Below are 24424 nucleotides of genomic sequence, written 5' to 3' on the forward strand. Positions count from 1 at the left end.
GTTTTAGGGCTGAGTCGCCGGCTTGGCGGCCGGCGCCGGTTTAACGACCGGCACGTCGCCGCCGGTGGGTGCCGGCGGCGGTGGGGTTTGGGCCTTGGCTTGTTGGGCTTTTTCGGCTTGGAGTTCCTTGTTGCCTTCACCGTACATCACGGCCGACGTCATGAACAGGCCGGTGCAAACAAAGATGATCGGTAAGCGGCCGGGTTTGTCCATCCAAAATAGCAGCCACTTAGGCTTGATCAAACCGACCAGCAACAGGACTAAGGTAAGAATCAGGAGGTTGAAGCTGTAGTAAATCAGAGTGTTCATGTATCCGGGTTGGTTAGCGGCAGGTGAAAGAAACCTATATTATTACCAGGCTTAGGATCGGCAATCATAAAAAAATTACATCAGCCTCGGGAGGCAGTTATGGGCGGTTTCGGTTTATTCGTGACAGTGTTGTTCTTTTTCGCCATTTTGATGGTGTTCATGAGCGTCAAATCGGTGCCGCAAGGCATGGAATACACGGTCGAGCGTTTCGGCAAGTACACGGCGACCTTGACGCCGGGTTTGAACATCATCGTCCCCATCATCGATCAGATCGGCAGAAAATTGAACATGATGGAGCAGGTCATCGACGTGCCGTCGCAGGAAGTCATTACCAAGGACAACGCCATGGTGCGGGTGGACGGCGTGGTGTTCTACCAAATCATGGATGCCGCCAAGGCGGCTTATGAGGTGAATTATCTGGATGTGGCGATCATCAATCTGGTGATGACCAACATCCGCACCGTGATGGGTTCGATGGACCTGGACGAATTGTTATCGCGCCGCGACGAGATCAACGCCCGTTTGTTGGCGGTGGTCGACGACGCGACGACGCCGTGGGGCATCAAAGTCACCCGGATCGAAATCAAGGACATTGCGCCACCCAAGGATTTGGTCGATTCGATGGCTCGGCAAATGAAGGCGGAACGGGAAAAACGCGCGCAGATTTTGGAAGCCGAAGGCTTGCGGCAGGCGGAAATTTTAAAAGCCGAGGGTTTGAAACAGAGCGCGATTCTGGAAGCCGAAGGCCGCCGCGAAGCGGCGTTTCGCGAGGCCGAAGCCCGCGAGCGCTTGGCGGAAGCCGAGGCCAAGGCCACGCTGATGGTGTCCGAAGCCATCGCCAAGGGCGACGTGCAGGCGATCAATTTTTTCGTCGCGCAAAAATACATCGAGTCCATCAAGGAGATCGCCACCGCCGACAACAGCAAGCTGATTCTAATGCCGCTGGAAGCCTCCAGCGTGATCGGTGCCTTGGGCGGTATCGGCGAATTGGCCAAGGAAGCTTTGTCCAAGAAAGGCTAGTGCGATGAGCGAATTCGACATCGTGTTCTGGTATTGGTGGGTGGCCGCGGTCGCGTTCCTGGGCTTGGAGATTTTGGTCAGCGGTTTCTTCTTTTTGTGGCTGGCGGTGGCGGCTTTCGTGACCGGCGCGTTGTTACTGGTCGTGCCGGTGATGGGATTTAACGTGCAAGTGCTGCTGTTCTCGGCGATGGCGATCGCGGCGGTACTGGCTTGGCGCCGTTACGCCAGCGCCAAATCGCAAACCAGCGATCATCCGCTATTGAACCGGCGCGGCGCGCAATACGTCGGCCGCACCTTCAATCTGGTGGAAGCCATCGAAAACGGACAGGGCAAAATCAAGGTGGACGACACGATCTGGAAAGTTCACGGCGAGGATTGCCCGGTGGGCGGTAAGGTCAAGGTAGTCGCCGTCAACGGTACCGTGTTCGACGTGGAAATCTGTCGCTAGCTACCCCCAGTGAGGGGATTGCGATTTTTAACCCAGAGTGAGCTTCAATCCGCCAATAGTTTGCCCTGGGTGCTCGTTATCGTTCACGGGCTTAACGCTGAAGAATTTGTCCAAAAACAACGAGGTAGTCTCGGCGTGGGTATTCAAGGGGCCGAGACCGCAAAAATCGATCTGAAGCAATCCTGAATCTCTTAGCAATTTGGCGGATTCCGGATGCCAGTCGGAGTTATCGAGAATAATCAAACCACCTGCTCTTAAATGCTTTAACGCGTTGTTTGCGCAAGCGTAGCGCGTCCTGAAACGAGATTCGCCGTCGACAATAATGACGTCGAACTGGCCGAAATTATTCAAAGCCTCCGCGTAATCGCCAAATGCTTGACTATATTCATCCCCATCTATTGCGACAAGTATCGGTGTGGTGTTGTCCGGTAAGACATTGGAAGACAAGATTTTGTCGTACCAGACCCGTGAGCCCTCCAGGCTCACGACCGATTTAGACCGGCCGGCCCACCATCGAGTCGAATTGCCGCAACCGAATTCAAAGACTTCCGCTTCTGAAAAATCCCATTTCGCTAGTTGTTCGATGGCCGGATAGGTGTACCAGGGGAGCGGATTACCTTCGCGGTCGACGCACATGGTTTCGCGAAGCGAACGCAAATACCCTCTATGAGTTCCAACCGCGCTGCAAGTGTACAAATACTGCTCCAACTCAGATGCGCTAAGCCTATCGTCCAGCAGATTACAGTGTTTAAGTATTCGGTACTTCTTTGCCAATTCAGGCAAGTATTTTATCTTTTTGAATAATTTTTCCATTTTCAGACCTGCTATCAAAGTAAATATTTATAGCCCACGCGGCGGCCTGTCTGGAATCTAACGCTAATTCCGAAGGAAATTTCCCATTCCGATGGACGACGCAAGTGATCGAGGAAAAATCAATCATCAAATAAACAACTTGCCGGACATTCAATTTCCGACGTCAATTATGATCGGAAATCAAACCGCTAAACTATCTACTTTTTAACGTAAAGATCGGTAATCGTCCCTTCTATCATCTCCGCCGCGAACGCAAACGTCTCCGACAAGGTTGGGTGCGGATGGATGCTCAGGCTGACGTCGGTGGCGTCAGCGCCCATTTCCAGCGCCAATACCGCTTCCGCCACCAATTCGCCTGCGCCGGGGCCGGTGAAGCCGGCACCCAGGATCCGCCCGTTGGTTTTGTCGGTCAAAATTTTAGTGATGCCTTCGCTACGTCCCAAGGCTAACGACCGACCGCTGGCGGCCCACGGGAATACGGCTTTGTCGTATTCGACACCTTGCTGTTGCGCCTGGGTTTCGGTCAATCCCATCCAGGCCACTTCCGGATCGGTGTAGGCCACCGACGGAATCGTCAACGCGTCGAAACCGGCTTTATGGCCGGCAATGGTTTCGGCGGCGATTTTGCCTTCGTGAGTGGCTTTGTGCGCCAACATCGGGTTGCCGACGATGTCGCCGATCGCGAAAATGTGGCCGACGTTGGTGCGGCCCTGTTTGTCGACCGGAATAAAGCCGCGTTCGTCGACGGTAACGCCTGCTTTATCGGCGTCGATTAGTTTGCCGTTCGGCCGACGGCCGACCGCGACCAGCACCGCGTCGAAAGTTTCGCTTTCCGGCGCGTCCTTACCTTCCATAGATACCTTAATGCCGGCGTCGGTGGCTTCCATCGCTTTCACGCTGGTTTTCAGCCACAGATTGTCGTATTGCTTTTTGATCTTACGTTGCAGCGGCGTGACCAAATCCTTGTCGCAGCCGGGGATGATTTGGTCCATCAACTCGACCACGCTGATTTTCGAGCCCAACGCGTGATACACAGTCGCCATTTCCAGACCGATGATGCCGCCGCCGACGATCAGCAGCTTCTCCGGCACGAAGTTCAAGTTCAACGCATCGGTCGAATCCCAGACGCGCGGGTCGTCGTGCGGAAAACTGGGAATTTTGGTCGGCTGTGAGCCGGCGGCGATGATCGCGTTATCGAAAGTCACGGTTTGGCTGCCGGACTCGTTTTCGATGGCCAGACTATTGGCCGAAGCGAACTTGCCGACGCCGTTGATCACGGTGACTTTGCGCTGTTTGGCCAGCTTCGCCAAACCTTGATTCAAACCCTGGCTGACGCTTTGCTTCCAGCCGCGAATTTTATCCAAATCGACTTGCGGCTGGCCGAAGCTGACGCCGTGTTCGGCCATCGCCTCGGCTTCGTGAATGATTTGCGCGGCGTGCAACAAGGCTTTCGACGGAATACAACCGACGTTCAGACAAACGCCGCCCAGCACCGGATAGCGTTCGACCAGGACCACCTGCTTGCCCAAATCGGCGGCGCGGAAGGCCGCCGTGTAACCGCCGGGGCCGCCGCCCAGGACCAGAACTTCGGCGTGAGTTTGTGTATTGCTCATGAAATGGAACTCCTAAATGACGAAATCGGTGAGGCGTGCCAGCTGATGCCGAAACGGCGCCAACGCTTAAAGGCGATTTTACAGCTTACCGCGACGGATCAAAAACTAAACTGAGGCCTTTCGGTAAAACCTGCGTCAGCGACCGGCGGCACTCGAGAGCCAGATGCCCTGACGCGCTGAGCATCAGGCTAGGGGTAAGGATCAGCCGGGTTTCGGGGGGAACCCGGTCGGAATCGCCGGGCGACTTTCGAGACTGGGTTTTAACGGATGATCCGTAGGCGAGGACCTGTGGCGTGGTGTTCCACATAATCGAAGGCGTTCGGACACCGGTCTGTCCGTACTTCCCTCAACGACTTTCGGCACAAACAGACAAGTGCTCGTCGGGTCCTTATACCCTCGGGCCGGCTACGGCACGCCCGCTGGCAGCGTATACACCGCTTGGGAGGTTTCGCCGATCGTCGCCAAAAAGGCCGACATGTCGGGCGCCGAACCGGACGTGTAGTAAGTGGTGGCGCTGGCTGGTCGCCGAGGCGCGGTGGCGGCCGGCAGAACACGGGCGAGTTGCCGGGCGATGGCGTCGGAAGGCTCGACCACCGCGACCGTCGGTCCGGCAATCCGCGAAATTTCCGAAGTCAGAAACGCGTAATGCGTGCAGCCCAGCACAATGGTATCGGCGCCGGCGGCAATGCCGGGTCTGATGAATTTGTCCAACAGATCTAAGGTTGCCGCGCTACCAAATTCGCCGCGTTCGACCTGGTCCGCCAAACCCGGACACGGTTGCAGGATCACGTTAACCTCCCGGCCGTAGGCGCTGCACAGTCGGGCGACCGACGCGCTCCGGATCGTGTTGGTGGTGGCCATGACCAACACCACCTTGGATTGCGTGATTCGCGCGGCCGGCTTGATGGCCGGTTCCATCGCGACGATCGGCAAGCCATGCAGTTTGCGTAGCTGTTGGGCGGCGACCACGCTGGCCGTGTTGCAGGCCAGCACCAAGGCCCGCGCGCCGCGTTGCACCAGGAAGGCGGCGATTTGCCGGGCGCGCGCTTCTATGAACGCCGGCGCCCGGTCGCCGTAGGGTGCGTGGGCATTGTCCGCGACGTAAACGAAGGATTCGTTTGGCAACTTTTCCCGCAGGGCTCGCAACACCGACAGCCCTCCAATGCCGGAGTCGTAAACGCCGATCGGCGCGGAACAGGTTTCGGAGGTGGGCATGATCGAGCTAAGGCTCCCAACTTTGGCGAACGTTGAATTTTCGCACATCCACCGAAAAACGCCCGCTTGGAATCCTGTCTTGAGGTTGCCCGCGTGCTCGACCGGTTATCGCCGCCGCCTACCGGCGAAATTAAATCGCGGCCCAGCAGCCCCCTTATTCGCCGCACCCCGCCTTGCCGGACTTGATGTCGGCAAGGCTGCAAGCACCGAAACCAAGCAATTGGCTGTCCAACAACGCCACTTTGACCGAACGTCCAGCTGCGGAATCGTCGGTTTGCTGCTCGGCGGCCGGTTCGTTTGTCGACGCTGACCGGCTGGCGGCGGCCGCTGCCGCGCCGGCATTGTCGGGCATGGTCGGGAGCGCCAGGATTTGGCCGAATCCGATACTGCTTCCCAATACCTGAATATTGCTGGCGCCGATCACGGCGGTGGCGGCAATTGTCACGTTCTGCCCACCGATACCGGCCTCGCCGGCATCGACGACGCCTTTCGGCGCGGCCAGCACGACATTGCCTATCCTATCGCTGTTATAGCCCGATTGCGCCCGAATACCGCTGCCGGAAATCGTCGGCGGAAATTCGACGATCAGTTGGCTGGTGGATTTGTCGATGCTGATTCTTGGCGCGGCGGTCGCCAAGGCCGCTTTGGCGCCGCGGCCCGCGTCGATATTGCCCTCGGAAGACCAGACGGTAATGTCGCCGCCGGCCAATGTGAATACCCGTTGCTGGTTCACCTGCAAGTCGTTTTTGACTAGGATGTTGATGTTGCCTTCGCGCTGAGCCATGATGCCCAGATCGGCTTGGTCGGCTTTACCGCCGGTAAATCCCGAAGCCAGGCCGACGTTGACCATGCCGCCCGGCGCCAACAGATTGACGTCGCCGCCTTGCACGGTTTGAATCCGGCTAAAGAACAACTTGATGTCGCCGGCCGGCGCGTCCGGGAACAACAGAGCGATCGCGTCGTAACCGCGTTGGTAGGCCGCCTGCTGCTTGGCGCCCGTCGTCACCGCCGCGGCCTTGGCCGAGGCGCGAATTTCGTCGAACAGCACCGCCAACGCGATTTGTAGCCGGCCGATCGGCGTGGTTTGTTGCTCCAAGGAAGCGCGCAAGCTTTGGTAGTTGCCGGACACGACATAGGTGTTCAGGAAGTCTTCCAGCGGCGCGGTGGAGTCGGAGAAGCGGTTGCCGGCCAACACGCTAATGTCGGTGCCTTGACTGGGTAGCGCGACGTTGTGCAAATTGCCGACCGAGATAATGCCGCCGGACACGCCCAGGTCAATATTGCGACCGGCCCACACGTTCAACAAACCCGGCCCGCCCAGTTCGATTTGGGCGTTGGTCGTAATATAAGCCCCGGTCGTCGGGTTTCTGATCAATTCGTAGAGGATGTCGCGGCCGGCGCTGATGCTGCTGACGTCGTCGGCATGCAGATTCTGCAATGCCAAGCCCAGGTTTTTAAAGTCCAGTCCGGCGTAAAACGTGGTGGCCTTGGCGGTAATCACGCTGGCGGACCCGATACCGGTGATGCTGCCGTGCGCGGCAATCAGCCGATTTGAACGGCTGTCGTTGGTGTGGACCGATACATCGGCGTGCTCGGGCCAAACGCCGCCGGTATTGGTCGGATTCAGCACGGACGGCAACAGGCTGGGATCGGCGTCCAGTTGTTCGATCTTGCTGTCGCTTAGCGTACCGACGCCCAGGGTCAGATTGCCCCAGGCCGCCAGATCCAGCGTCCCGCCGCTGCTCGGAAACAGCGACAGCGAATTGTTGACGTTGATATCGCCGCTGAGCGCGTGGGCGGTCAGATTGCCGGGATAGTAGGACCACCAATCCACGCCGGCCTGAGAAATATAGGATTGCGGATCGCTGGTGGCGGTCGGGAAGGTTTTGGCCAGTTGGTCGATCAGATCCGTGTCGTTGTTAAAATCGATAGCGCCGGCCAGCGTTTGCAGTGCGAGGCCGCTACGCTCGCTGTAATTGAAAAAGTAGCTGTTGACGATGGCCGTATTGGACGCCGGATTACTGGCCGGTGGGACACCGAACGGATTCACAACCGCGCCGACCGCGATACCGGTCGCCGCTTGCACGCTAAAAATCGAATCGCCGATCGCGAAAATCGGCCCCGCGCTGTAGACGACGCTGTCTTCCGGGGCGTCCGGATCGGATCGGCTGGCGGTAATCGCGCCGCCGGCCTTCAGGTTAGCGTTGCCCTTGTCCACAAAAAACACCCCGCCGGCAATGTCGCCTCCCGCCCGCAAGTTCAGATCGCCGCCGCCGCGAATCAGCGGCAAGCTTTCGGCGATGTTGCCGTCGGCATCGACGGCGCCGGTCAGCTTGGCCGAGGTCGGCAGCATCACCGACAAATTCAAGATGTCGCGGCCGGCGTTGATTTCTATATCGCCGCCGCCGAGCGCGCCAAGGTTTTCCCGGAAGCCGAAGCTTTGGTTTTGGTTGTTAAAGCTATACGGCGCATCGAAGCTGATACCCCAGGCCGTGGCGCCTGTCAATGTACCGTCATCGGCTGGGGATCGAACGCTGCCGTGTTGCAGCCAATCGCTGAGAAACTGCGAGCTGACCGCGCCGATGATGTCGCCGCCGGCGCGCAGCGACAAGCCGCCGCCGTCGACCGGATATTCCACGAAAAACTCCTTGCCGGCGGTTTTACCGGACAGACTGCCGTAGCGGTTGACGGACTCGGCGCGGCCCATCGTATAGATTGCCGAAGTCCAGTCGGTCAGCTTGATATTGCCGGCGGCGGCAATCTCGATGTCGCCGGTGCCGGTCCGAATGCGGCTGTTGGCGCCCACCGTCAAATTGCCGGTGCCGAATGCCGGCGCGCTCAGCAAGCCCATCAGGTTCGCGCTGGACAAGTCGGCGCCGGCCACCAGTTGGTAGCTCCAGGACGCGCCGGTTTGCAGGACTTCCCGACTTTGCCAACTGTCGTTAGTACCCAATAATGCGTTCATTTGCTTGCCGTCATAACGGGCAATGCCGTCCGACAGGTTTTGATTGATGTCCAAATTTTCGGCGGCGCGAATCACCAACAGCCCTGGTACTTTTTCTGCCCCGAAATGCCAATCCTGACCATTGGCGTAGGGCAAGGCCAGGTCCCAGCCGTTGAATTCGGTCAAGCCGCTCAGCGTGCGCGGGTTGGCGTTGGTAGTGCCCCTGAAAAACAAGGTTCGGTAGGTGGGCGAGTTGGGATTGGCATCGAAATAATAGCTGCCGGCAGTCAACGAGCAACTGGTCAGCGTGCACGGAGAGTTCGAAGACGCCGGCGAAAAGTAGCTGTACTCCTTGATAATCTCGCCATCGGCGTTTAAGCGGCGTAAGGCCTGGACGGCGCCGGCGATATTGTCCAGCTTGGTTCGCCAGACTGTCGTCGAGCCGACTCTGGTCCAGGTTGCCGTCGCCAAATTCTCGGACAAATTCATATCCAGACTGCCGCTGCCTTGCACGTCCAATCCGGGCTGTAGCGTAAAGCCGCCCAAGCGCCCGCTCAAATCCGCGTTGTCGGCGGCGGCGGTCATGAAAACGCGGGTATCGTCGTACCATTGCTTGATTTGGGCGTTGGTGATGGCGTCGGTCGCGTAATGGGCCATCGCCGCGACTTTCAGGCTGGCGGCGCCGGCGACGCTGCCGGCGGCAATATCGACCGCCGCATCGTCGTCGCCTTTGCGGTTGACGATGACATCGATTTCGCCGCCGCCGGCCGCGCCGCTCAGGTCCAGCACGGCGCCGGACGCTATCGCGACGCCTTCCAGCCCGTCGCCGTCGGCGTCGGTCGAGGTCAACGTGATCGTGCCGCCGGCCTGATCGGCACCGCTCGAAACCGCGCCGAGTTTGGCGCCGGCCAAGATCGTCAGTGCGTCGCCGGCCGCCAGTTGCAGTTTGCCGGCTTGGGTGCCGCTGACGCTCAGTTCGCCGGCCACCGTCAACGAACCGCTGTCGGCGGCCAGCGCGATGTTGGCGGCTTGCAGGCTTTGGCCGGCCGTTATTGTCATGTCGCCCAGGCGCTGGCGGATCGCGATATCGCCGTTAAAACCGCCGTCGTGCAATTGCCCGAGCAACCCGGCCCATTGGGTGGGGCTCAGGCTGAGGCTGTCCAAGGCCAAGCCGCCGCCGACCGCGCCGGCGTGGGCACGGCCCACCAAGCTGCCTGCCAACGTCAGCTCGCCGTTGGCGGCCGCCAGGTTCAGACTGCCGGCGTCGCCGCCGACACTGCTGCCGGATACGTCCAAGCGTGCGCCGTTCAGGATTGCCAGTTTGCCTTGCTCGGCGGTCAGCGAAATATAGCCGCCGCCGGCATAGGCTACCGCATCGGCCAGGTTGACGACCCGGCCGGCGGCATCGATGTCGCCGCCGACCGTCAGGTCGCGGCCGGCGTTCAGCGTTACGCCGCCGGCGGCCAGTTCGATACGGCCTTGTTGCACGATGTCGCGCGCGTTAACGGTCAAGCGCGCGCCCAGGCCGCCACCGACCGCACTGCCGTTGCCGGCGCCGACCGTCAAATCGTGGCCGCCCAACTCGATCACGGTATTGGCGCCGGCATTGGCGGTCCACACCGGCGCGGTAACGGCCAAGTCGGCGGTCGAGTGGATCGTGGCGGTGCCGTCGTCGATCAGCGCCGCGCCGGCGCTCAGCGCGACTTGGCCGAAGCCGGACCAAGCGTATTCGCCTTCGGCCAAGCTCAGGCTGTTACGGGCGGATAAATCCAAGCGCATGTCGCCGGCTAAGGTTTGCGCCGCCGCCGCGCGACCGGTATGGGTCAACGTGATCGTATCGGCAACGATGCTGGCGGTTTGTCCACCGGCCACGCCGCGCAAGTTCGCGGCATTCAAGGTTAATTCTTTCACCGCCAGATGCAGCGCGCCGGCAAAGTCGATGGCGTCGTAGCTGTTCAACGCGATACGGTCCGCATTTAGGCCGTTCAAGCTACTGTCGCTCAGGTTCAGGCCGGCGGCCGTGCCGTCGCCGCCCAGCGTGATTCGGCTGGAACTCAAGGCCAGATCGCCGCCGTTCATCGCGATCGTGCCGTTGAATGCCACATCCCGGCTACCGTCCAGCAAGATGGAGCCGGCGCTGCTTAACACCGCGCCGGTTTTTACCTCCAGCAAGCCGGTCGCGTTGCCGACTCCGCCGCCGGAGCGTTCGATTTGGCTTTGCGCTCCCGCCGAAACCCGCAGCAAGGCGCCGGCGCCGCTGCCGTCGGCATTCGTCACGCTGAATTCGGTGTCGGTTCGGCTCAACTGGCCGGATGCGGCCAAACTCGCGTTGGCGCCGACCGTGACCCGGTCGCGCGCGGCCAACAGGATTTCCCGGCCGTGCAGGGCTACTCCGTCGCTAATCGCGACGCTATCGGCGGCGACGGTCAGTTGAGTGCCGTCGTCGTTCCGTTGCCGGCGTCCGCCCAATAACAGACTATCGACGTTCAGCCGATTCAGTTGCTCGGCCAATAAGGCGACGCCGTCGCTCGGAACGGCCGCGCTCAAGTCTTGCACGACGTTGAGTTTATTGGCGCCGATGTCCAGCATGCCGCCCAAGCCGCCGGCCGCGGCGGTGGCACTGATGTCGGCGGCCAACGTCAGGCGGCCTTGCGCCAACAGGGCCAGATTGCCGGCATCTTGCGGCAAGCCGGCGCCTTTCGCGCCGAAAAATTCGCTGGCGGTGGTCTCGTCGTATTCCGAGCGGGTCCGGGCAACAGTGCCGGCTTCGACCGCGAAACCGGACCAGCGGCCGGCGGCGATACCGGTATTCGCGGTGTAACGGTAACCGGCGATGACCTGGGTGCCGTCGATCAGAGTGGCGGTGGTGCCGGCGGCCATGTCCAAGCTGTCGGCTTGCGGCGTGACCAAAAACGCATTAGGCAACAGTGCGTAATGGGCCGGTAACAGCACGTAGTCGCCGGCCGCCAGATAATTGGCATCGCCCGGATTACCCAGCGCCGCGCTCAAATGCAGGTTGTCGCCAAAATTTAGACCCGAGTTGGCGAATTCGATGGGATCGTAAGCGGCGAAATCCGCCAAATAAGCCGGCAAGATCGCGTAAGCACCGCTGGTGTCGAGGACATCCTGGCTGCCACCGGCGCCGGCGACGAATTCGAAGGCCGACAAATCGCCGCCGCCGTTCAGATTAACGCTGGCCCCGGCGGCCAGGTTGATGTCGGGCCCGGACAATACGATGGACTTGGCCGGTGTCGTGGTTTGGATGTTGCTGGCGGTGCCGAGCGGATACAGCCAGCCCAGACCGCCTTGGGTGCGGCCGAACGGAATCACGCTGTCGGCGCCGACCGAAGTAATGCTGCCGTCCAACAAGGCCAAGGATAGGCCGGCATTCAACTCGATGCTGCCGAACGGCGCCAGCAAGCGGCCTTGGCTTTGGATATGCGCCGCCTCTATCGTCAACGCGCCGGCCGCCGACAACGGCGTCGCCTGGCTGCCGACGCCGGGCAGAACCGTCACCGTGCCGTCGGGATTGACGGCCGCATCGATAGCGATCGTGTAATGGCTGAGCGTGGTCGGGTAGATTTCCCGAGCGCCCAAGACCAGATCGCCGGCCAGTCTCAGCGCGCCCAGCAAATCCGCTTCGGCATTGGGATTGATGCCGGTCAGCCGCAGGTCGCCGTTGCTGAGCAAGCGAGTCTCGGCGAAGCCGCCGATCGCGGTGGCGCCGAACAGGTTGATCAGGTTGGCGTTAACCGTCAAGCGGTCTTCGCCGCCGGCCGCGCCTGGCGAGCCGGACACGGTTCGGTTCAAGCTCGAACCCAGATTGACTACGTTGGCGGACAGAACGGCCGAACCGTCGCCAACGTGGCCAATCAACGGCGCATCCAGGGTCAAGCTTTGTTCGACGGCCAGAGTGACCGGGCCGTCGAAGCGGATTTCGCCATTGCTCAGGTTAGCCAGACTGAGCCGGTCGGCGCCGCTTTGCGTGATTTGGCGGGCACTGATATAAGCAAGACCATTGAATTCGGCCGGTACGGCGCCGGCCGCGATCGCGGCCTCGACATCGCTCGATAGCACCTCCGCTTCGGCGCCGACCCGAATCACCCGTTCGCCGGTCGGAAAATTGGTGAACTCGCCGGCGCCGCGTTTGCGGATGTCCAGAGCCAGATTGAGGGTGCCGCCGGATACGCCGCCGCCGGCCGCGCCGGTACCGGCGCCGGCTTGCGCCAGCAATTGGCCTTGCAGGATCAAACCTTCGGCTGCACTCAGGTCGATCGTACCGCCGGCCGAGGCCAGGGTCTGTTTGGTTCGGCCCTTGGCGTTGAGGATGTCCAGCCGTGCCTGTGTGCCGGAAACGTCGATCGTGCTGCCGGCGGCGGCGGCAATATAGCCTCGGAGAGCGGTCAGCGACACCGTGCCGCCGGCTTTCACATCGCCCTGTAACAAGCCGGAGCCGTTCGGCGTTAGCACGCTGGCGCCGACCGCGTTGAGATGGCCGAAGGCGCCGAGGAAAATGCCTAAATCGGGATCGTAGCCGCTGTCGAAAGCGCTGCCGGGGCTGGTTAGGGCGATTTTGATGGTACCGGCCGGCGCATTCAACGTGCCGTTAATACGGATGCTATCGTCGGAGGTCAGAGCGAATTGCGCGCTCCAATCCGCGCCTATCCAGGCGTTGGCGCCGATCACGATGCCGCCGTGGTCGCTGACGATGCCAAAACTGGTTCGTCTGGCATGGGTTAAATTCAGATCAACCGCCAGGCGCTGGTAATCCGGCAGCAGCGCCAGATGGACTAATTCGCTTAATGGCGTGCCGCTGGCGGCTTGCATCGCGTTGCCGTTCAATTGCCAATTGGTTTGGCGCAATTGCCAGCGGGTGCCGTCGGCGATTTTTAACGCGCCATCCGTCGTTGTCAGCGCGTAAGCGCCGAAGTTGGCGTTTTGCAGCCAACCGCTGCTCAAATACAAGGTGCCGTCGGCTTCAATCGGCAGACCGGTGCCGTCGGCGATTTCGACCCGGCCGGTGCTGATGCTCAGCGTGCCGTTTTTTTGCAAGCCGACCGCCGACAGCGTGGCGCCGAGCCGGAATTCGCTCGGTTCGCCGGCGGTACTGTTGTTTTGCAGCGAGATGTTGCCGCCGGCGCCGCCGGTGACTTTATGGGTGGCGGTCATCCGGGCGCCGCCGTTGGCCGCCAAGCTGGCACCGCGCGCCAACAGCAAGCCGCCGCCGGCCTGCAAGGCAATGTCGCCGCCGTCCAGCCACAAGGTTTGCAAGCTATTGGTCCGGCCGTCCTTGATGTCGTTGATCCAGCGGCCGCTGGTGTCGATGCGGCTCGCGGTACCCAGCGTCAGCTTGCCGTCTAAATCGCCGGACACCGAGGTCAACGTGACGTCGCCGGCCGGCGCGATCAGGCTGCCCTGCACATCGATAGTTCCGGCACGGACCGTGAAGCCGCCGCCGGCCGCCAGGTTCAAGACCACGCCGGCGTCGATCGTGAAACGTCCCAGGGTTTTCAACTCGAAATGATTCAGGCCGTGGCCGAACAAGGCCGGCGTCAGGGCCAAGACGTTGGCGATGTCTTCGCCGCCGCCGTTCGCCGCGCCGACAAAGGCCACGGTTTGCGACGCGGTGCCGTTCCAAGTAAGATCCAGGTCCAGCGTGCCGCCGGCGGCGGCCGTGGCCGGATCGCGCTGATACAGGCCGCCGACGGTGTTGGCATTCACGCTGCCGTCGAGGCGCGCCGCTTGGGTCCGGATCGAAAGCGTGCCGGCAGCGCCGCCCTGCCGGTAAGCCGCTTCGTAATGCCGGCCGCTGACGATTTGTTGGTAGGTGCGGTTGGGGTCGGCCGTGGCGATGTCGAACAGGCGGCCGTCGGACAGTAGTTGCGTGGTATTGACGTAACCGCCCAGGTAACTCAGGTAGCCGCCGGAAATGTCCAGGTTGGCGCCGGTCTGGACGATCAGATCGCCTTCCGATTGCAAGCTGATCGTGCCGGCGCCGATACTGCGTTCGAATACCGAGTGCGGCCGCTTGGCGATCGCGCCGGAAGCGTCGGCCAGCGTCGTGCCGTCGCGGACGTCCACCTTGACGGTTTTACCGTGCAAGATACCGTCTTTCTGCAAGGGCGCGTCGCGCAACTCGTAATTGCGCAATTCCAGATCGACGATATTGCTGCTCATCGCCAATTCGACGTTCTTAACGCCGGATACGTCGATGTTACTGCCTTGCTCCAGGACGATACGGCTGGCGTTGCCGGCGATATTTTGAGTGAGCGGTGCGTCGGGAACGGCGCTGGCGATCAAATTCACATCGCCGGCGTGGGCGACTATTTGCGCGCCGTTCTTCAAACGGATGCTCCCGGCTTCGATGTCGATGCGCGAGCGCGGTTGGGTTTGTTCGTCCACGGCGGTGCCGCCGCTGGCGTCGAGCGCCACTTCGGTCAGACTGCCGCCGTCCAGCACCACGCGGGCTTGCCTGCCCAAACCGTCCTCGCCCGCTTGGGCCCTGGTGGTGGTTTTAGGTTTTAGCTTATAGGGGCCTGTTCCGGTCAATTGCGCGCCTTCGCGGGCCAGCAAGCGCACGCTGCCGTTCAAGGCTACCGAGGTCGAGGCCGAAACGACGCCTTGCTGCGACACCGCGAAGCCCAGCATCGTGGTGTTGCCGCGCTCGGTCAAAATCTTGCCGACGTTTTCGACGCTGCCGCCGGTACCCACCTCCACCAACAAGCCGCGCACATCGCTGGTGTCGCTGGCTTGCAAATAGACTTTATCGGTCGCGCCGACTAGCAGGACTTGGCCGTCCGGCGCGGTGATGGTGCCGTCGTTTTCCACGTCCGGCGCCGCCAACAGCACCCGACCGCTGTTGGCGGCGGAGATCGCGGCGCCGTTCTCGACCAAAATCCGAATTTTCTCGCGCTGGCCGTTGCCGAGATCGCGGTAGACGGCGCCGTCGCCGGTCAACGCCGCGACCGGCGCGGGGTTGACGCCGGTCGCGCCGGAATCGACGACGTTGGCGATGCCCTTGTCGAAGACGTCATCCTCGATTTTCAAGGTGGTGGCGACCAGCGAGTTGACGTTAACCGACGCGCCCTGACCGAATACGAAGCCATTGGCATTGACCAAATACACCTGGCCGTTGGCGCTGAGGTTGCCGTAAATCTTGCTGGCGTCGAGCTGGTGAATGTTGTTCAACGCAATCGAGCCGCTACCGGGCTGGGCGAATTGCACGCTCTTACCGGCGTCCACGTTAAAGCTTTGCCAATCCAGCACGGTTTTAGCGGTGGTTTGGTTGATCGTCAGCTTTTGGCCGTCCGCGCTGTAGCTGGCCGAGGCATGGCCGACGTCGATATTGGGATGCAAGGCGGGGTTCGCCAACTCGGCGACGTTGGAACCGGGTGTCGCGCCGGCGCCAACCGCGACCGGCAAGCCGGCGTCGGCCAGCAATTCGCCGCCGGCACCGGCCAGCAAGCTGCCCGCTAGAATCCGTCGAATGCAGACCGCGAGTGGAGCCAGTTTGAAGCTGAACGGGGAGCGCTGGGATTTCATCGAATTTCACCGGAATCGAGTTTGAAGCCTGTTATATATCAATGTCTATATCGAATTCGCAAGCCTTCGGGCTGGAGCGCTCTGGCTAAGCTAGTAAAAAAACTATGTTGCCAACGGTGTAAACGCTGATTTTCCGCAGGTTGTGTGGGATTATTTCCAAATTGCAAATAAGCCATTGCCTCTGAATGTGTTTGACGAGCTTCACATTTTTGCATTACGTTATGCTCCACGGTAAACATCGAAGATAGATGATTGAATCGTAAGGGCTGGGTAGCGGACGCGGATAGATTGATGCCGGAATGCTGACAAGGCCGTGGGCAACCAACGGGACGGACGTCCCTCTCAAACTAACTACAGAGGTAGAGTATGAAAATTTTTAACAAACACGGTTTCGGCTTGACGGCGGTGTGCATGGCGCTCGGCATGGGTTCGGCCCAGGCGGCGATTAACCCCGGTACCCAAGCGCAGCAAACCAGCGGCGAGATGTTTTTGAGCGTCTACGACGTCGACAATGCCACGACCTACGGCATCGATTTGGCGACTACGGTCAACGACTTCACCGACAACATTGCCAATGGCACGAGCTATACCTGGAATCTGGGACCGCGCTGGGCCAACTTTATCGCCAACGCCACCGGCGAGTTGCAATGGAACGTTTTGGGCAGCAACTATTACACTGCGGTCAGCTTGTTAGACCCGCATTACGGTATTCTGGTCAGCCAAACCAATATCTCGGATCTAAGGGAAGCCGATAAGCTTCTGGTGCAGGTCAGCCAGTTGCAAGGCCAAACCACCGGGGTCAAAAACCAGGCGCTCGCGCTTAACCAGGCCTTGCCGAACAGTACGCCGATTGTGACCACGGGCAAGACCAAGTTGACCGACTACGCGGCGAACTGGGACTTGACGACGACCAATTCCAACGCGTTTAGCGAGGAAGGCGGCATTGGTCTGTTCCAGGCTTCTGCCTACCTGTATGCCGACGGCACGGAACATACCAATTTCTTCGGTGAAAATGACGAAACCGTCAGAATGTTGTTTTGGCACACCGGCTCCACGCCCGGCACCACCACAAATAGCCAGGCAAATTTCGACTTCATGCCCGGTTATATGTCGCTGGATATCGCTAGCGGCACCTTGAACTGGAATTACGTCACTGCGGTACCGCTACCCGGCGCCGCCTGGATGTTTCTGGGCGGCTTGCTGAGCTTGTTGCGCTTTACCAACCGCTCTCGCCAGTCTGTTCAAGCCTGAATCAGCATTACAAACGGTAACAGCCCCGGCATGGCCGGGGCGATCGTTAACTTAGGAGACAAAAAATGAATCGCTTTACCCCTAAGCGTCTGGCTCAACTGAGCTTGGCGATCAGCATGGTATTTTCGGGCGGCGCCCTGGCGCTGCTGCCCACCGACGGCACGCCCGATCTGGCGCTCTATTTGCCGGGTTCGCAAGCCAACGATCCGGTGCTGGGCTTTCCGGTAGCCAATAGCGTCATCGACAGCATCTGTGCCGACAAGGCCAATATTGCCGGCACGACTACCCACGTCTACTTTCAAGCGCTGCCTTCCGAGGTGGACAGTGTCGCGAAAAACGACAGTTATTCGGGAATTTATTGCCTGACTTCTAGCGCGAAACTGGCCAGCATACTGGGTAGCGGCGCGGCCAGTACCTTGGCGACCGCCGGCAGCTATGTGGCCGATGCGACTCACCCCGCTCCCGCCACCGCGCCTTACAACACCGCCGCCACCAAGATCAAAGTCTGGATCTCGCGCCGCCGCTTGGGTGCGTCCGCGGTAGGTTTATCCGCCGCGTCCACGAATAGCCCGTTGGGTTTTATCAAGGACCCCAGCAATTGCGGCACGACCACCAATACCTCGGGCAGCTTCAGCTACTCGTCGGGCGGCACCACCTTCCAATATAACTTCGCTTGTCACCTGACGCCCGACGACCCGCTCGATACCTTCAACGTGGCCCTGCCCACCGGGGCGACCGGCGACGTCACCCCGGATGTGATGGGGGCACCGGACAATACCGTGCCGGATACCACGCCGATCGACTATACCCAGTTCAACACCCGCAGAACCATCGCCAGCCACATCATCGGCACGCCGGTTACGTTGAAACTGTACCAAGCCCTGCAACTGGCCGGCATCGTCAGCGGCACCCTGCCCAGCGACTGCGGTTTGGCCGGCCAAGGCGTAACCCCGGTCAGCTCTAACGCATCCGGCGAGAACGCCGCTTGCCAACCCAGCCTGACCAAATCGCAACTGGCCAGTATCTTTAGCGGCGCGGTCGGGGATTGGACCGCGCTCAAGGTGAAATTGCCGACCACGCCGACCACTGGCTTTACGCCGACCGATACCGATCCGGCACCGAACGACACCGATAACGTGATCGATTTGGAAGAGTTGGTCAGCCAGGCCAAGGCCGCCGGTTTCGCCGGAACCGGTACCGGTAACACCAAATTGGACGTCCCCCAGGACACCAAGGTGCACGTCTGCCGCCGCGAAAACGGCGCCGGCCAACAAGTGGCGGTTTTAGCCAATATCTTGCAGTACCCATGCTTGGGTAGTCACGGACCGGTGATTGCCGATACCGGTTCGTCCAACGCGGATTTTATGTATGCGACCAGCTTGGGCGCGGTGGATAGCTGCCTGACCGACTTGAACAACGGCACCAACAACTATTTCAGCGGCACCAACTCCTGGAATAGCACCACCGGCGCGACCAGGCATAACCCCGCACCGTACAACGATTACCGCGACATTCCGCAAAACGTCGCTCACGGCAATCAGTGGGGCATCAGTATCCAAACTACCGAGCGTAACGCGAGCCGCAGTGCCAATTACCGCTTCATTAAAATCGACGGCGCGTCGCCAACCGGCAAGGAAGTGGCGCAAAACCGCTATCCCTTGGTCGGCGAGTACACCTTCTCCTGGCGCACGACATATAACACCGCCAACCTGGGAACCAGCAAGGGCAACGATGTTAACAAGCTGCAAAACGGCCTGGTCAAAGTGGGCCAATTGGCCTCTACCGTTGCCGCCCGCAATACCAGCTTGAGCAACCACGGTTGGGGGCAAGCCGGCTACGTGGCACTGAGCGCCAACGTGGCGCCGCCGGCTGGTTGGGACCCGGCCAATCCGGTAACCCCTTATCTGCGGCAAACGGCCGGCCAGCCCGATGCTTGCGCGCTGCCTGTCCTTAACACCAACTACAACGACTTGTCGTTGCCTACCCCTTAAGTTTCCCACGCCGCGGCCAAACCGGACCTTGGCCGCGGTATCCCCTGCGAACCGTGCATTGGCGGGAAGTCCTTTACCCAAACACGTTAGCGTTAACAAATCAGGATCTTCGAGCCTCTGTCCATAGGGAACCGGATACGCTTGGACGGCACACGGATGTGCACCCTTTCGCCGATCCGCGGGAAGCCAATCGGATTCCGCTACCGGATGTGTCAGCCGACGAGTTTCGGCGCATATGTCCAGAGCTTCCGCGATTTCGGCCTTTTACACTGGATTCAGGCTGGTCGACGATCGTGAATTTGTCCGATGAAGTGCTTTTATTCCCCTGTTCGCCTAAGTCCGTTCGGCGAGAACGTGGCCGGCGGGCTTCCGAACTTTCAATCACTCTCCCCTAACGATTTTTCCCGATGATCCCATTCGATGCGTAATCTTATTCCGCGAATTCTATTCCTTTGTTGTTTACCTTCTCTCGGCCACGCCTGGTGGAACGCCGACTGGAGTTCGCGCCGGCAGGTAGCGGTGGACGCCTCGGCGACCGGAGCCGACATCCAGCAGACCTTGTCTGACGTACCGGTGCTGGTGCGGCTGCATGCCGGCAACTTCGGCTATTTTGCCGAACTGGCCGAGAACGGCCGCGATTTGCGCGCCTTGAAGGACGAGCAGACCCCGCTGGCCTATCAGGTCGAGCAAGTCGATGTGTTGAGCGAGATCGGCCTGATCTGGGTCAAGCTGCCGCAAGTGCGCGGCGGCGTGGCGACCGACGATTTCTGGTTGTACTACGGCAACGCCAATGCCGCCGACGGCTCCGATTCGAAAAGCCTGTACGACGTGGCCCAAGGCTTGGTCTACCACTTTGCCGCCGGCGAGATCCTGCCGCAAGACGCCACCGCCTACGCTAGCCACGCCGCCGATTCCAAAGCCGCGATTCAGTCCGCCGGCTGGATCGGCGCCGCCGCTCAATTCACCGGCACCGGGCCTATTGTCGTTAATCCGGCGCCGCAATTGGCGGTCGATCCGGCGAAAGGCTGGACCTTTTCGGCCTGGCTGAAAATCGACCAAGCCAACCCGGCCGCCACCCTGCTCAGCGCCCAAGCCCCCGGCCTGGACTTGCGTTTGAGTGTGCAAGGCAACGCCCTGACTGCCGTCGCCGGCGGTGCAAGCACCGCGCCGGCACCGCTGACCCTGGGTCGATGGCAACACGTCGCTTTGGTTTTGCGTCCGGAACACCTGACCGCCCAGACCGGCGGCCAAGCCGGGCGAAACCCTGGCAGCGAGGTTACGCCGCAAATCGTCGAGCTTTATATCGACGGTGTTTCGGCCGGCAGCGTCAAAACCCAACTCCCGGCCGGCCAACCGGTCATCCGCTTGGGCGACAACTACCAAGGCTGGCTGGACGAAGTGCAAATCGCCGCCACCGCCCGCGGCGCCGACTGGCTCAAGTTCGCCTACCGCAGCCAAAGCCCCGACTTCGCCGTCATCGGCTACGGCCAGGACGAGTCCAACGGCGGCGGCTCGGATAGCCATTTTCTGGTCATCGTCCAAAACGTTACCGTCGATGGCTGGGTCGTCATCGGCCTGACCTTGGTGATGCTGATAATCGCCGTCATGGTTATGGTCGGTAAAGCCTTGGTGCTTAATCGCATCGGCAAGGACAACCGCGCCTTTCTCGAAAAATACCGCCAGCTCGATCCGAATAAGCTCGGCGGGTTGGACCAACAGGAAAGCTCGGCGGAGCACGAACTGGCCGATTCGGATTTGCTGACCGCGCTGGTCGGCAAACACGATCACTTTCAAAGCTCGCCGCTATACCATCTCTACCACACCGCGATTCACGAGTTGCAAAAGCTGCAAGGCAACGCCGAACAAGTCGTCGCCCGCGAAGCCTGGGACTACTTGCGGGTCAAGCTCGACAGCCGAATCGTCCACGAAAGCCAACGCCTGAATCGGCATATGGTGTTGCTGACTATCGCGATTGCCGGCGGCCCGTTCTTGGGGCTGCTCGGCACGGTGGTCGGCGTGATGATCACCTTCGCCGCCATCGCCGCCACCGGCGACGTCAACATCAACTCGATCGCGCCCGGCATTGCCGCCGCGCTGCTGGCGACCGTCGCCGGCTTGGCGGTCGCGATCCCGTCCTTGTTTGCCTATAACTATCTGCTGACCCAAATCAAGGATATCACCGCCGGCATGCGGGTGTTCAGCGACGAATTTCTGGCCTTGTTGGCGATGCGCGCCGCCCGCCAAACAGCCGCGCGGCAAGAGGCCAGGCCATGAAGATCGACGACCTGGATAAAGTTTACGACGACATCAACATCACGCCGATGCTGGACGTGGCTTATGTGCTGTTGCTGATTTTCATCATCATGACCACCGCCACGGTGCAAGGCATCACCGTCAACCTACCCAAGGCCAGCAACACGCCGGCCATGTCCAAGCCTAAGACCAAGGCCATTTCGATTACGCCGGACGGCAGTATTTACCTGGATACCTACCCGGTGTCGCTACAGGAACTGGAAACCCGGCTGGCGCAATATAAGGCCGCCACGCCGGACTTGCCGGTGGTGGTGAAAGCCGACGCCAGCGTGCAGTACCAGAAAGTTATCGATGTGTTGGACATCGTCACCCGCCTGCAAATCAGCCAGTTGGGCTTGGTGACGCAGAAGTTGGTGAAGTAGCGACCGATGACAAATCAGTATGCGTGGTTACGCCGTTTGCCGATGTTGCTCGGCATCGGTTTGAGCGTGGCGATTGTCTGGGGCGTGTGGTGGTTGGCGAAGCACTACGAGAAGCCGCCTCAGGCCAAGAAGCAGGTGCAGCAAATCGCGATGATCCAGCCGCCCCCGCCCCCGCCGCCAACGCCGGACCAACCGCCGCCGCCGGAAGAGATCAAGGTGGAAAAAATCGAAGAACCGGAACCCGCGCCAGAGCCGGAACCTTCGCCCGAGCAGGACGAAGCACCGCCGGCCGAGGCGCTCGGTTTGGATGCCGACGGCTCGGCCGGCGGCGACGCTTTCGGCTTGCAAGCTCGCAAGGGCGGCCGCTCGCTGCTGGGCGGCGGGGGCGGCAACGCGGTGATTTGGTACGGCGGCCAAGTCCAGCGCCGGATCGAAGACGGCTTGCAAAACTTGCTGGCCGACACGCCGGCCGCCAGCGCGGCGTTTAGCGTGATTCTGGATATCTGGGTCGGCGCCGACGGCGGCATCAGCCGTAGCGAGCTGGCGTCAGGCAGCGGCAATGCCGAGGTTGATCGTGCTCTGCGCGCGGCGTTGCCGAAGTTGCGGGCCAGCGTTGGCCGTCCGCCGCCGGAAGCGATGCCGCAACCGATCCGGATTCGGCTGAATTCCAGGGTTTAGCCGTGGCTAACCCGGTGCCCGGCGCTGGCCCAAGCCGACTAACTTAAAAACCTTTGAATAGCGAAAACACCACGATGAATACCGCGATCAAAACCCTGGTTCTACTGTTGATTGGCGGCGCGACGACGGCCGCCCAGGCCGCCGCGCCCGGCGACGAAGTCATCCCGGTCAAGAAATCCACGTTGGTGAATTTGGTGGACCTGCTGGTGCAGCGGGGCGTCTTGAAACCCGACGAGGGCCAGGGTTTGGTGCGGGCGGCCGAACAGGAAGCCGCCGAAACCCAAGCCGCGCAAGTCAAAAGCAATGAAGCCAAAGCGGCGACCTCGACCGCGGAAGATGCCGGGGAGCCGGGTAATTCGGCTCCCAAAACCGGCAAAACCAAGCACGTCGGCTACGTACCGGAATTCGTCAAAAAGGAGATCCGCGACCAGGTACGGGCCGAGTTGAAGGCCGAGGTGTTGCAGGACGTCAAACAAGACGCCAAAACCGAAGGTTGGGGCATCCCCGCCGCGCTGCCGGAATGGGTGGCGGCGATTCATCCCAGCTTCGATATGCGGGTGCGTTTTGCCGACGAGTTTTACGGCAAGGAAAATGCCGGGGGGATCGCGAATGCCGGTCTGGATGCCGCCGGCAATTTTTTCGGCCCTTACAACTGGTTGGCGATCAACCGGCTCGCCAACAGTCCGCAAGGCGGCTTGCAGCGGCAGGTTTCTCAAAACCCTAATGAGGCCATCGTCAACAACCAAATCGATCGTTTGCGGCTGCGGGAACGTTTCCGTTTGGGTTTCGAAGCCAATTTGAGCGACGGCTTGAAAGCCGGCGTCCGCTTTGCGACCAGCAATCTGAACAACCCGGTCTCCAACGACCAGACCTTGGGCAACACCGGCCAGTCCTACCAGTTCGCGATCGACCGCGCCTATCTGCGATACGACTACCTGGACGAGCGAAAAACTTCCTGGTTCAGCCTGTACGCCGGGCGCATCGTCAATCCCTTCCTGTCCACCGATGTGGTGTTCGACCCGGATTTGAGCTTCGAAGGCGTGGCCGGTAGTGTACGTTTGCCGTTCAATCGCGGTACCAGCAAATTGGCCGGCTATAAAGCGCCAAATCCGACCGCCCGCTTCGGCATCAACCAAGGTCAGCAAACCCCGGACAGTTTGTTCTTGACGCTGGGCGTGTTTCCGTTGCAAGACATCGACGTGTCGGTTAACGACAAATGGCTGTACGCCGGTCAGGTCGGCGCCGACTGGCTGGTGTGGCATGATTCCCGGCTGAATCTGGCGGCATCGTATTACGAATTCCAGAACGTCAACGCCCGCCGCAACCCGATCGGCAGCCATGTCTACGACTGGACCGCGCCGCAGTTCGTCCAGAAAGGCAACTCGATGTTGGCGATTACCGACGATCAGACCTTGAACGGTGTGTGCGACGATACGGTCGGTTGTTTATTCGGCCTGGCCTCGCGGTTTAAGGTGTTCAATGCCACCGCGATGTTCGACTACGCCGGCTTCGACCCGGTTCATGTATTGCTGACCGCCGATTACGCCAAAAACTTGGGCTACAACCAGCAAAAAATCTTGACCGAATTCGCCAACGGTGTCGTTAACTACACCGACAGCCGGCCGCGCACCACCGCTTATCAGATTCGCGCCGATATCGGCCAAGTCGAGGTTCGTCATTTCGGCGACTGGAGTGTCAATTTGGCTTACCGCTACGTGCAGCGCGACGCGGTGTTGGACGCCTTCACCGACTCGATTTTCCATCTGGGCGGTACCAATGCCAAGGGCTGGGTGATCGGCACCCAATACGGTCTGTCCAAATACGCCTGGCTCAATCTGCGCTGGCTCAGCACCGATGCGATCGACGGCCCCAAATACAGCATCGACACTGTCAACGTCGATCTGAACGCACGGTTCTAGGGGGGG

General features: G+C 60.5%; 13 protein-coding genes. 8 read left to right on the forward strand and 5 right to left on the reverse strand.

Annotated features, from left to right (window positions below; all coding sequences use genetic code 11):
• Nucleotides 1–3: 3 nt before the first annotated feature.
• The gene (locus tag BJL95_RS18305) at nt 4–309 is read right to left on the reverse strand and encodes a hypothetical protein (RefSeq protein WP_071160024.1); all 306 of its coding nucleotides are present in this window, start codon (nt 307–309) and stop codon (nt 4–6) included.
• Between the two features lie 99 nt (nt 310–408).
• Between BJL95_RS18305 and BJL95_RS18310 the strand changes: the two genes are divergently transcribed.
• On the forward strand, nt 409–1329 hold the full coding sequence (locus BJL95_RS18310; RefSeq protein WP_064026972.1) for an SPFH domain-containing protein: 921 nt from the start codon (nt 409–411) through the stop codon (nt 1327–1329).
• 4 nt (nt 1330–1333) lie between these two features.
• Nucleotides 1334–1777 (forward strand): NfeD family protein, encoded by a 444-nt coding sequence (locus BJL95_RS18315; RefSeq protein WP_071160026.1) that lies wholly within the window; start codon nt 1334–1336, stop codon nt 1775–1777.
• Nucleotides 1778–1804: 27 nt separating this feature from the next.
• Here the strand turns inward: BJL95_RS18315 and BJL95_RS18320 are convergent, their stop codons facing one another.
• The 4 genes from BJL95_RS18320 to BJL95_RS18335 form a co-directional block, all read right to left on the reverse strand.
• Nucleotides 1805–2590 (reverse strand): class I SAM-dependent methyltransferase, encoded by a 786-nt coding sequence (locus BJL95_RS18320; RefSeq protein WP_064026968.1) that lies wholly within the window; start codon nt 2588–2590, stop codon nt 1805–1807.
• A gap of 197 nt (nt 2591–2787) precedes the next feature.
• Nucleotides 2788–4203 carry a dihydrolipoyl dehydrogenase gene (lpdA, locus tag BJL95_RS18325; RefSeq protein ID WP_071160028.1) on the reverse strand — a complete coding sequence of 472 codons (1416 nt, stop codon included), beginning with the start codon at nt 4201–4203 and terminating at the stop codon, nt 2788–2790.
• 405 nt (nt 4204–4608) lie between these two features.
• Complete coding sequence (murI, locus tag BJL95_RS18330) at nt 4609–5418, reverse strand: glutamate racemase (protein ID WP_139306327.1); 810 nt, start codon at nt 5416–5418, stop codon at nt 4609–4611.
• Nucleotides 5419–5572: 154 nt separating this feature from the next.
• Complete coding sequence (locus BJL95_RS18335; protein WP_071160030.1) at nt 5573–15904, reverse strand: filamentous haemagglutinin family protein; 10332 nt, start codon at nt 15902–15904, stop codon at nt 5573–5575.
• Nucleotides 15905–16270: 366 nt separating this feature from the next.
• On the opposite strand from BJL95_RS18335, the gene BJL95_RS18340 reads away from it, so the two are divergent.
• The 6 genes from BJL95_RS18340 (at nt 16271) to BJL95_RS18365 (ending at nt 24418) form a co-directional block, all read left to right on the forward strand.
• Nucleotides 16271–17155 (forward strand): hypothetical protein, encoded by an 885-nt coding sequence (locus tag BJL95_RS18340; RefSeq protein ID WP_071160031.1) that lies wholly within the window; start codon nt 16271–16273, stop codon nt 17153–17155.
• 65 nt (nt 17156–17220) lie between these two features.
• On the forward strand, nt 17221–19146 hold the full coding sequence (locus BJL95_RS18345) for a hypothetical protein (protein ID WP_071160033.1): 1926 nt from the start codon (nt 17221–17223) through the stop codon (nt 19144–19146).
• 420 nt (nt 19147–19566) lie between these two features.
• Nucleotides 19567–21420, forward strand: coding sequence for a DUF2341 domain-containing protein (locus BJL95_RS18350; RefSeq protein WP_071160035.1), 1854 nt, complete (start codon nt 19567–19569; stop codon nt 21418–21420).
• A complete protein-coding gene (locus BJL95_RS18355) occupies nt 21417–21821 on the forward strand; it encodes a biopolymer transporter ExbD (RefSeq protein ID WP_071160037.1) in 405 nt (134 codons plus the stop codon). Before BJL95_RS18350 ends, BJL95_RS18355 begins: the two co-directional genes overlap by 4 nt.
• A 6-nt stretch (nt 21822–21827) precedes the next feature.
• Nucleotides 21828–22499 carry an energy transducer TonB gene (locus BJL95_RS18360; RefSeq protein ID WP_071160039.1) on the forward strand — a complete coding sequence of 224 codons (672 nt, stop codon included), beginning with the start codon at nt 21828–21830 and terminating at the stop codon, nt 22497–22499.
• Between the two features lie 74 nt (nt 22500–22573).
• Nucleotides 22574–24418, forward strand: coding sequence for a putative porin (locus tag BJL95_RS18365; protein ID WP_071160041.1), 1845 nt, complete (start codon nt 22574–22576; stop codon nt 24416–24418).
• The last annotated feature ends 6 nt before the right edge of the window (nt 24419–24424 follow it).

This window comes from Methylomonas sp. LWB (assembly GCF_001856095.1).
GTDB classification, from domain to species: Bacteria; Pseudomonadota; Gammaproteobacteria; order Methylococcales; family Methylomonadaceae; genus Methylomonas; species Methylomonas koyamae_A.

Coding starts and splice junctions, on each gene's coding strand:
- BJL95_RS18305 (WP_071160024.1), bottom strand. CDS start 309: ATGAACACTCTGATTTACTACAGCTTCAACCTCCTGATTCTTACCTTA.
- BJL95_RS18310 (WP_064026972.1), top strand. CDS start 409: ATGGGCGGTTTCGGTTTATTCGTGACAGTGTTGTTCTTTTTCGCCATT.
- BJL95_RS18315 (WP_071160026.1), top strand. CDS start 1,334: ATGAGCGAATTCGACATCGTGTTCTGGTATTGGTGGGTGGCCGCGGTC.
- BJL95_RS18320 (WP_064026968.1), bottom strand. CDS start 2,590: ATGGAAAAATTATTCAAAAAGATAAAATACTTGCCTGAATTGGCAAAG.
- lpdA (WP_071160028.1), bottom strand. CDS start 4,203: ATGAGCAATACACAAACTCACGCCGAAGTTCTGGTCCTGGGCGGCGGC.
- murI (WP_139306327.1), bottom strand. CDS start 5,418: ATGCCCACCTCCGAAACCTGTTCCGCGCCGATCGGCGTTTACGACTCC.
- BJL95_RS18335 (WP_071160030.1), bottom strand. CDS start 15,904: ATGAAATCCCAGCGCTCCCCGTTCAGCTTCAAACTGGCTCCACTCGCG.
- BJL95_RS18340 (WP_071160031.1), top strand. CDS start 16,271: ATGAAAATTTTTAACAAACACGGTTTCGGCTTGACGGCGGTGTGCATG.
- BJL95_RS18345 (WP_071160033.1), top strand. CDS start 17,221: ATGAATCGCTTTACCCCTAAGCGTCTGGCTCAACTGAGCTTGGCGATC.
- BJL95_RS18350 (WP_071160035.1), top strand. CDS start 19,567: ATGCGTAATCTTATTCCGCGAATTCTATTCCTTTGTTGTTTACCTTCT.
- BJL95_RS18355 (WP_071160037.1), top strand. CDS start 21,417: ATGAAGATCGACGACCTGGATAAAGTTTACGACGACATCAACATCACG.
- BJL95_RS18360 (WP_071160039.1), top strand. CDS start 21,828: ATGACAAATCAGTATGCGTGGTTACGCCGTTTGCCGATGTTGCTCGGC.
- BJL95_RS18365 (WP_071160041.1), top strand. CDS start 22,574: ATGAATACCGCGATCAAAACCCTGGTTCTACTGTTGATTGGCGGCGCG.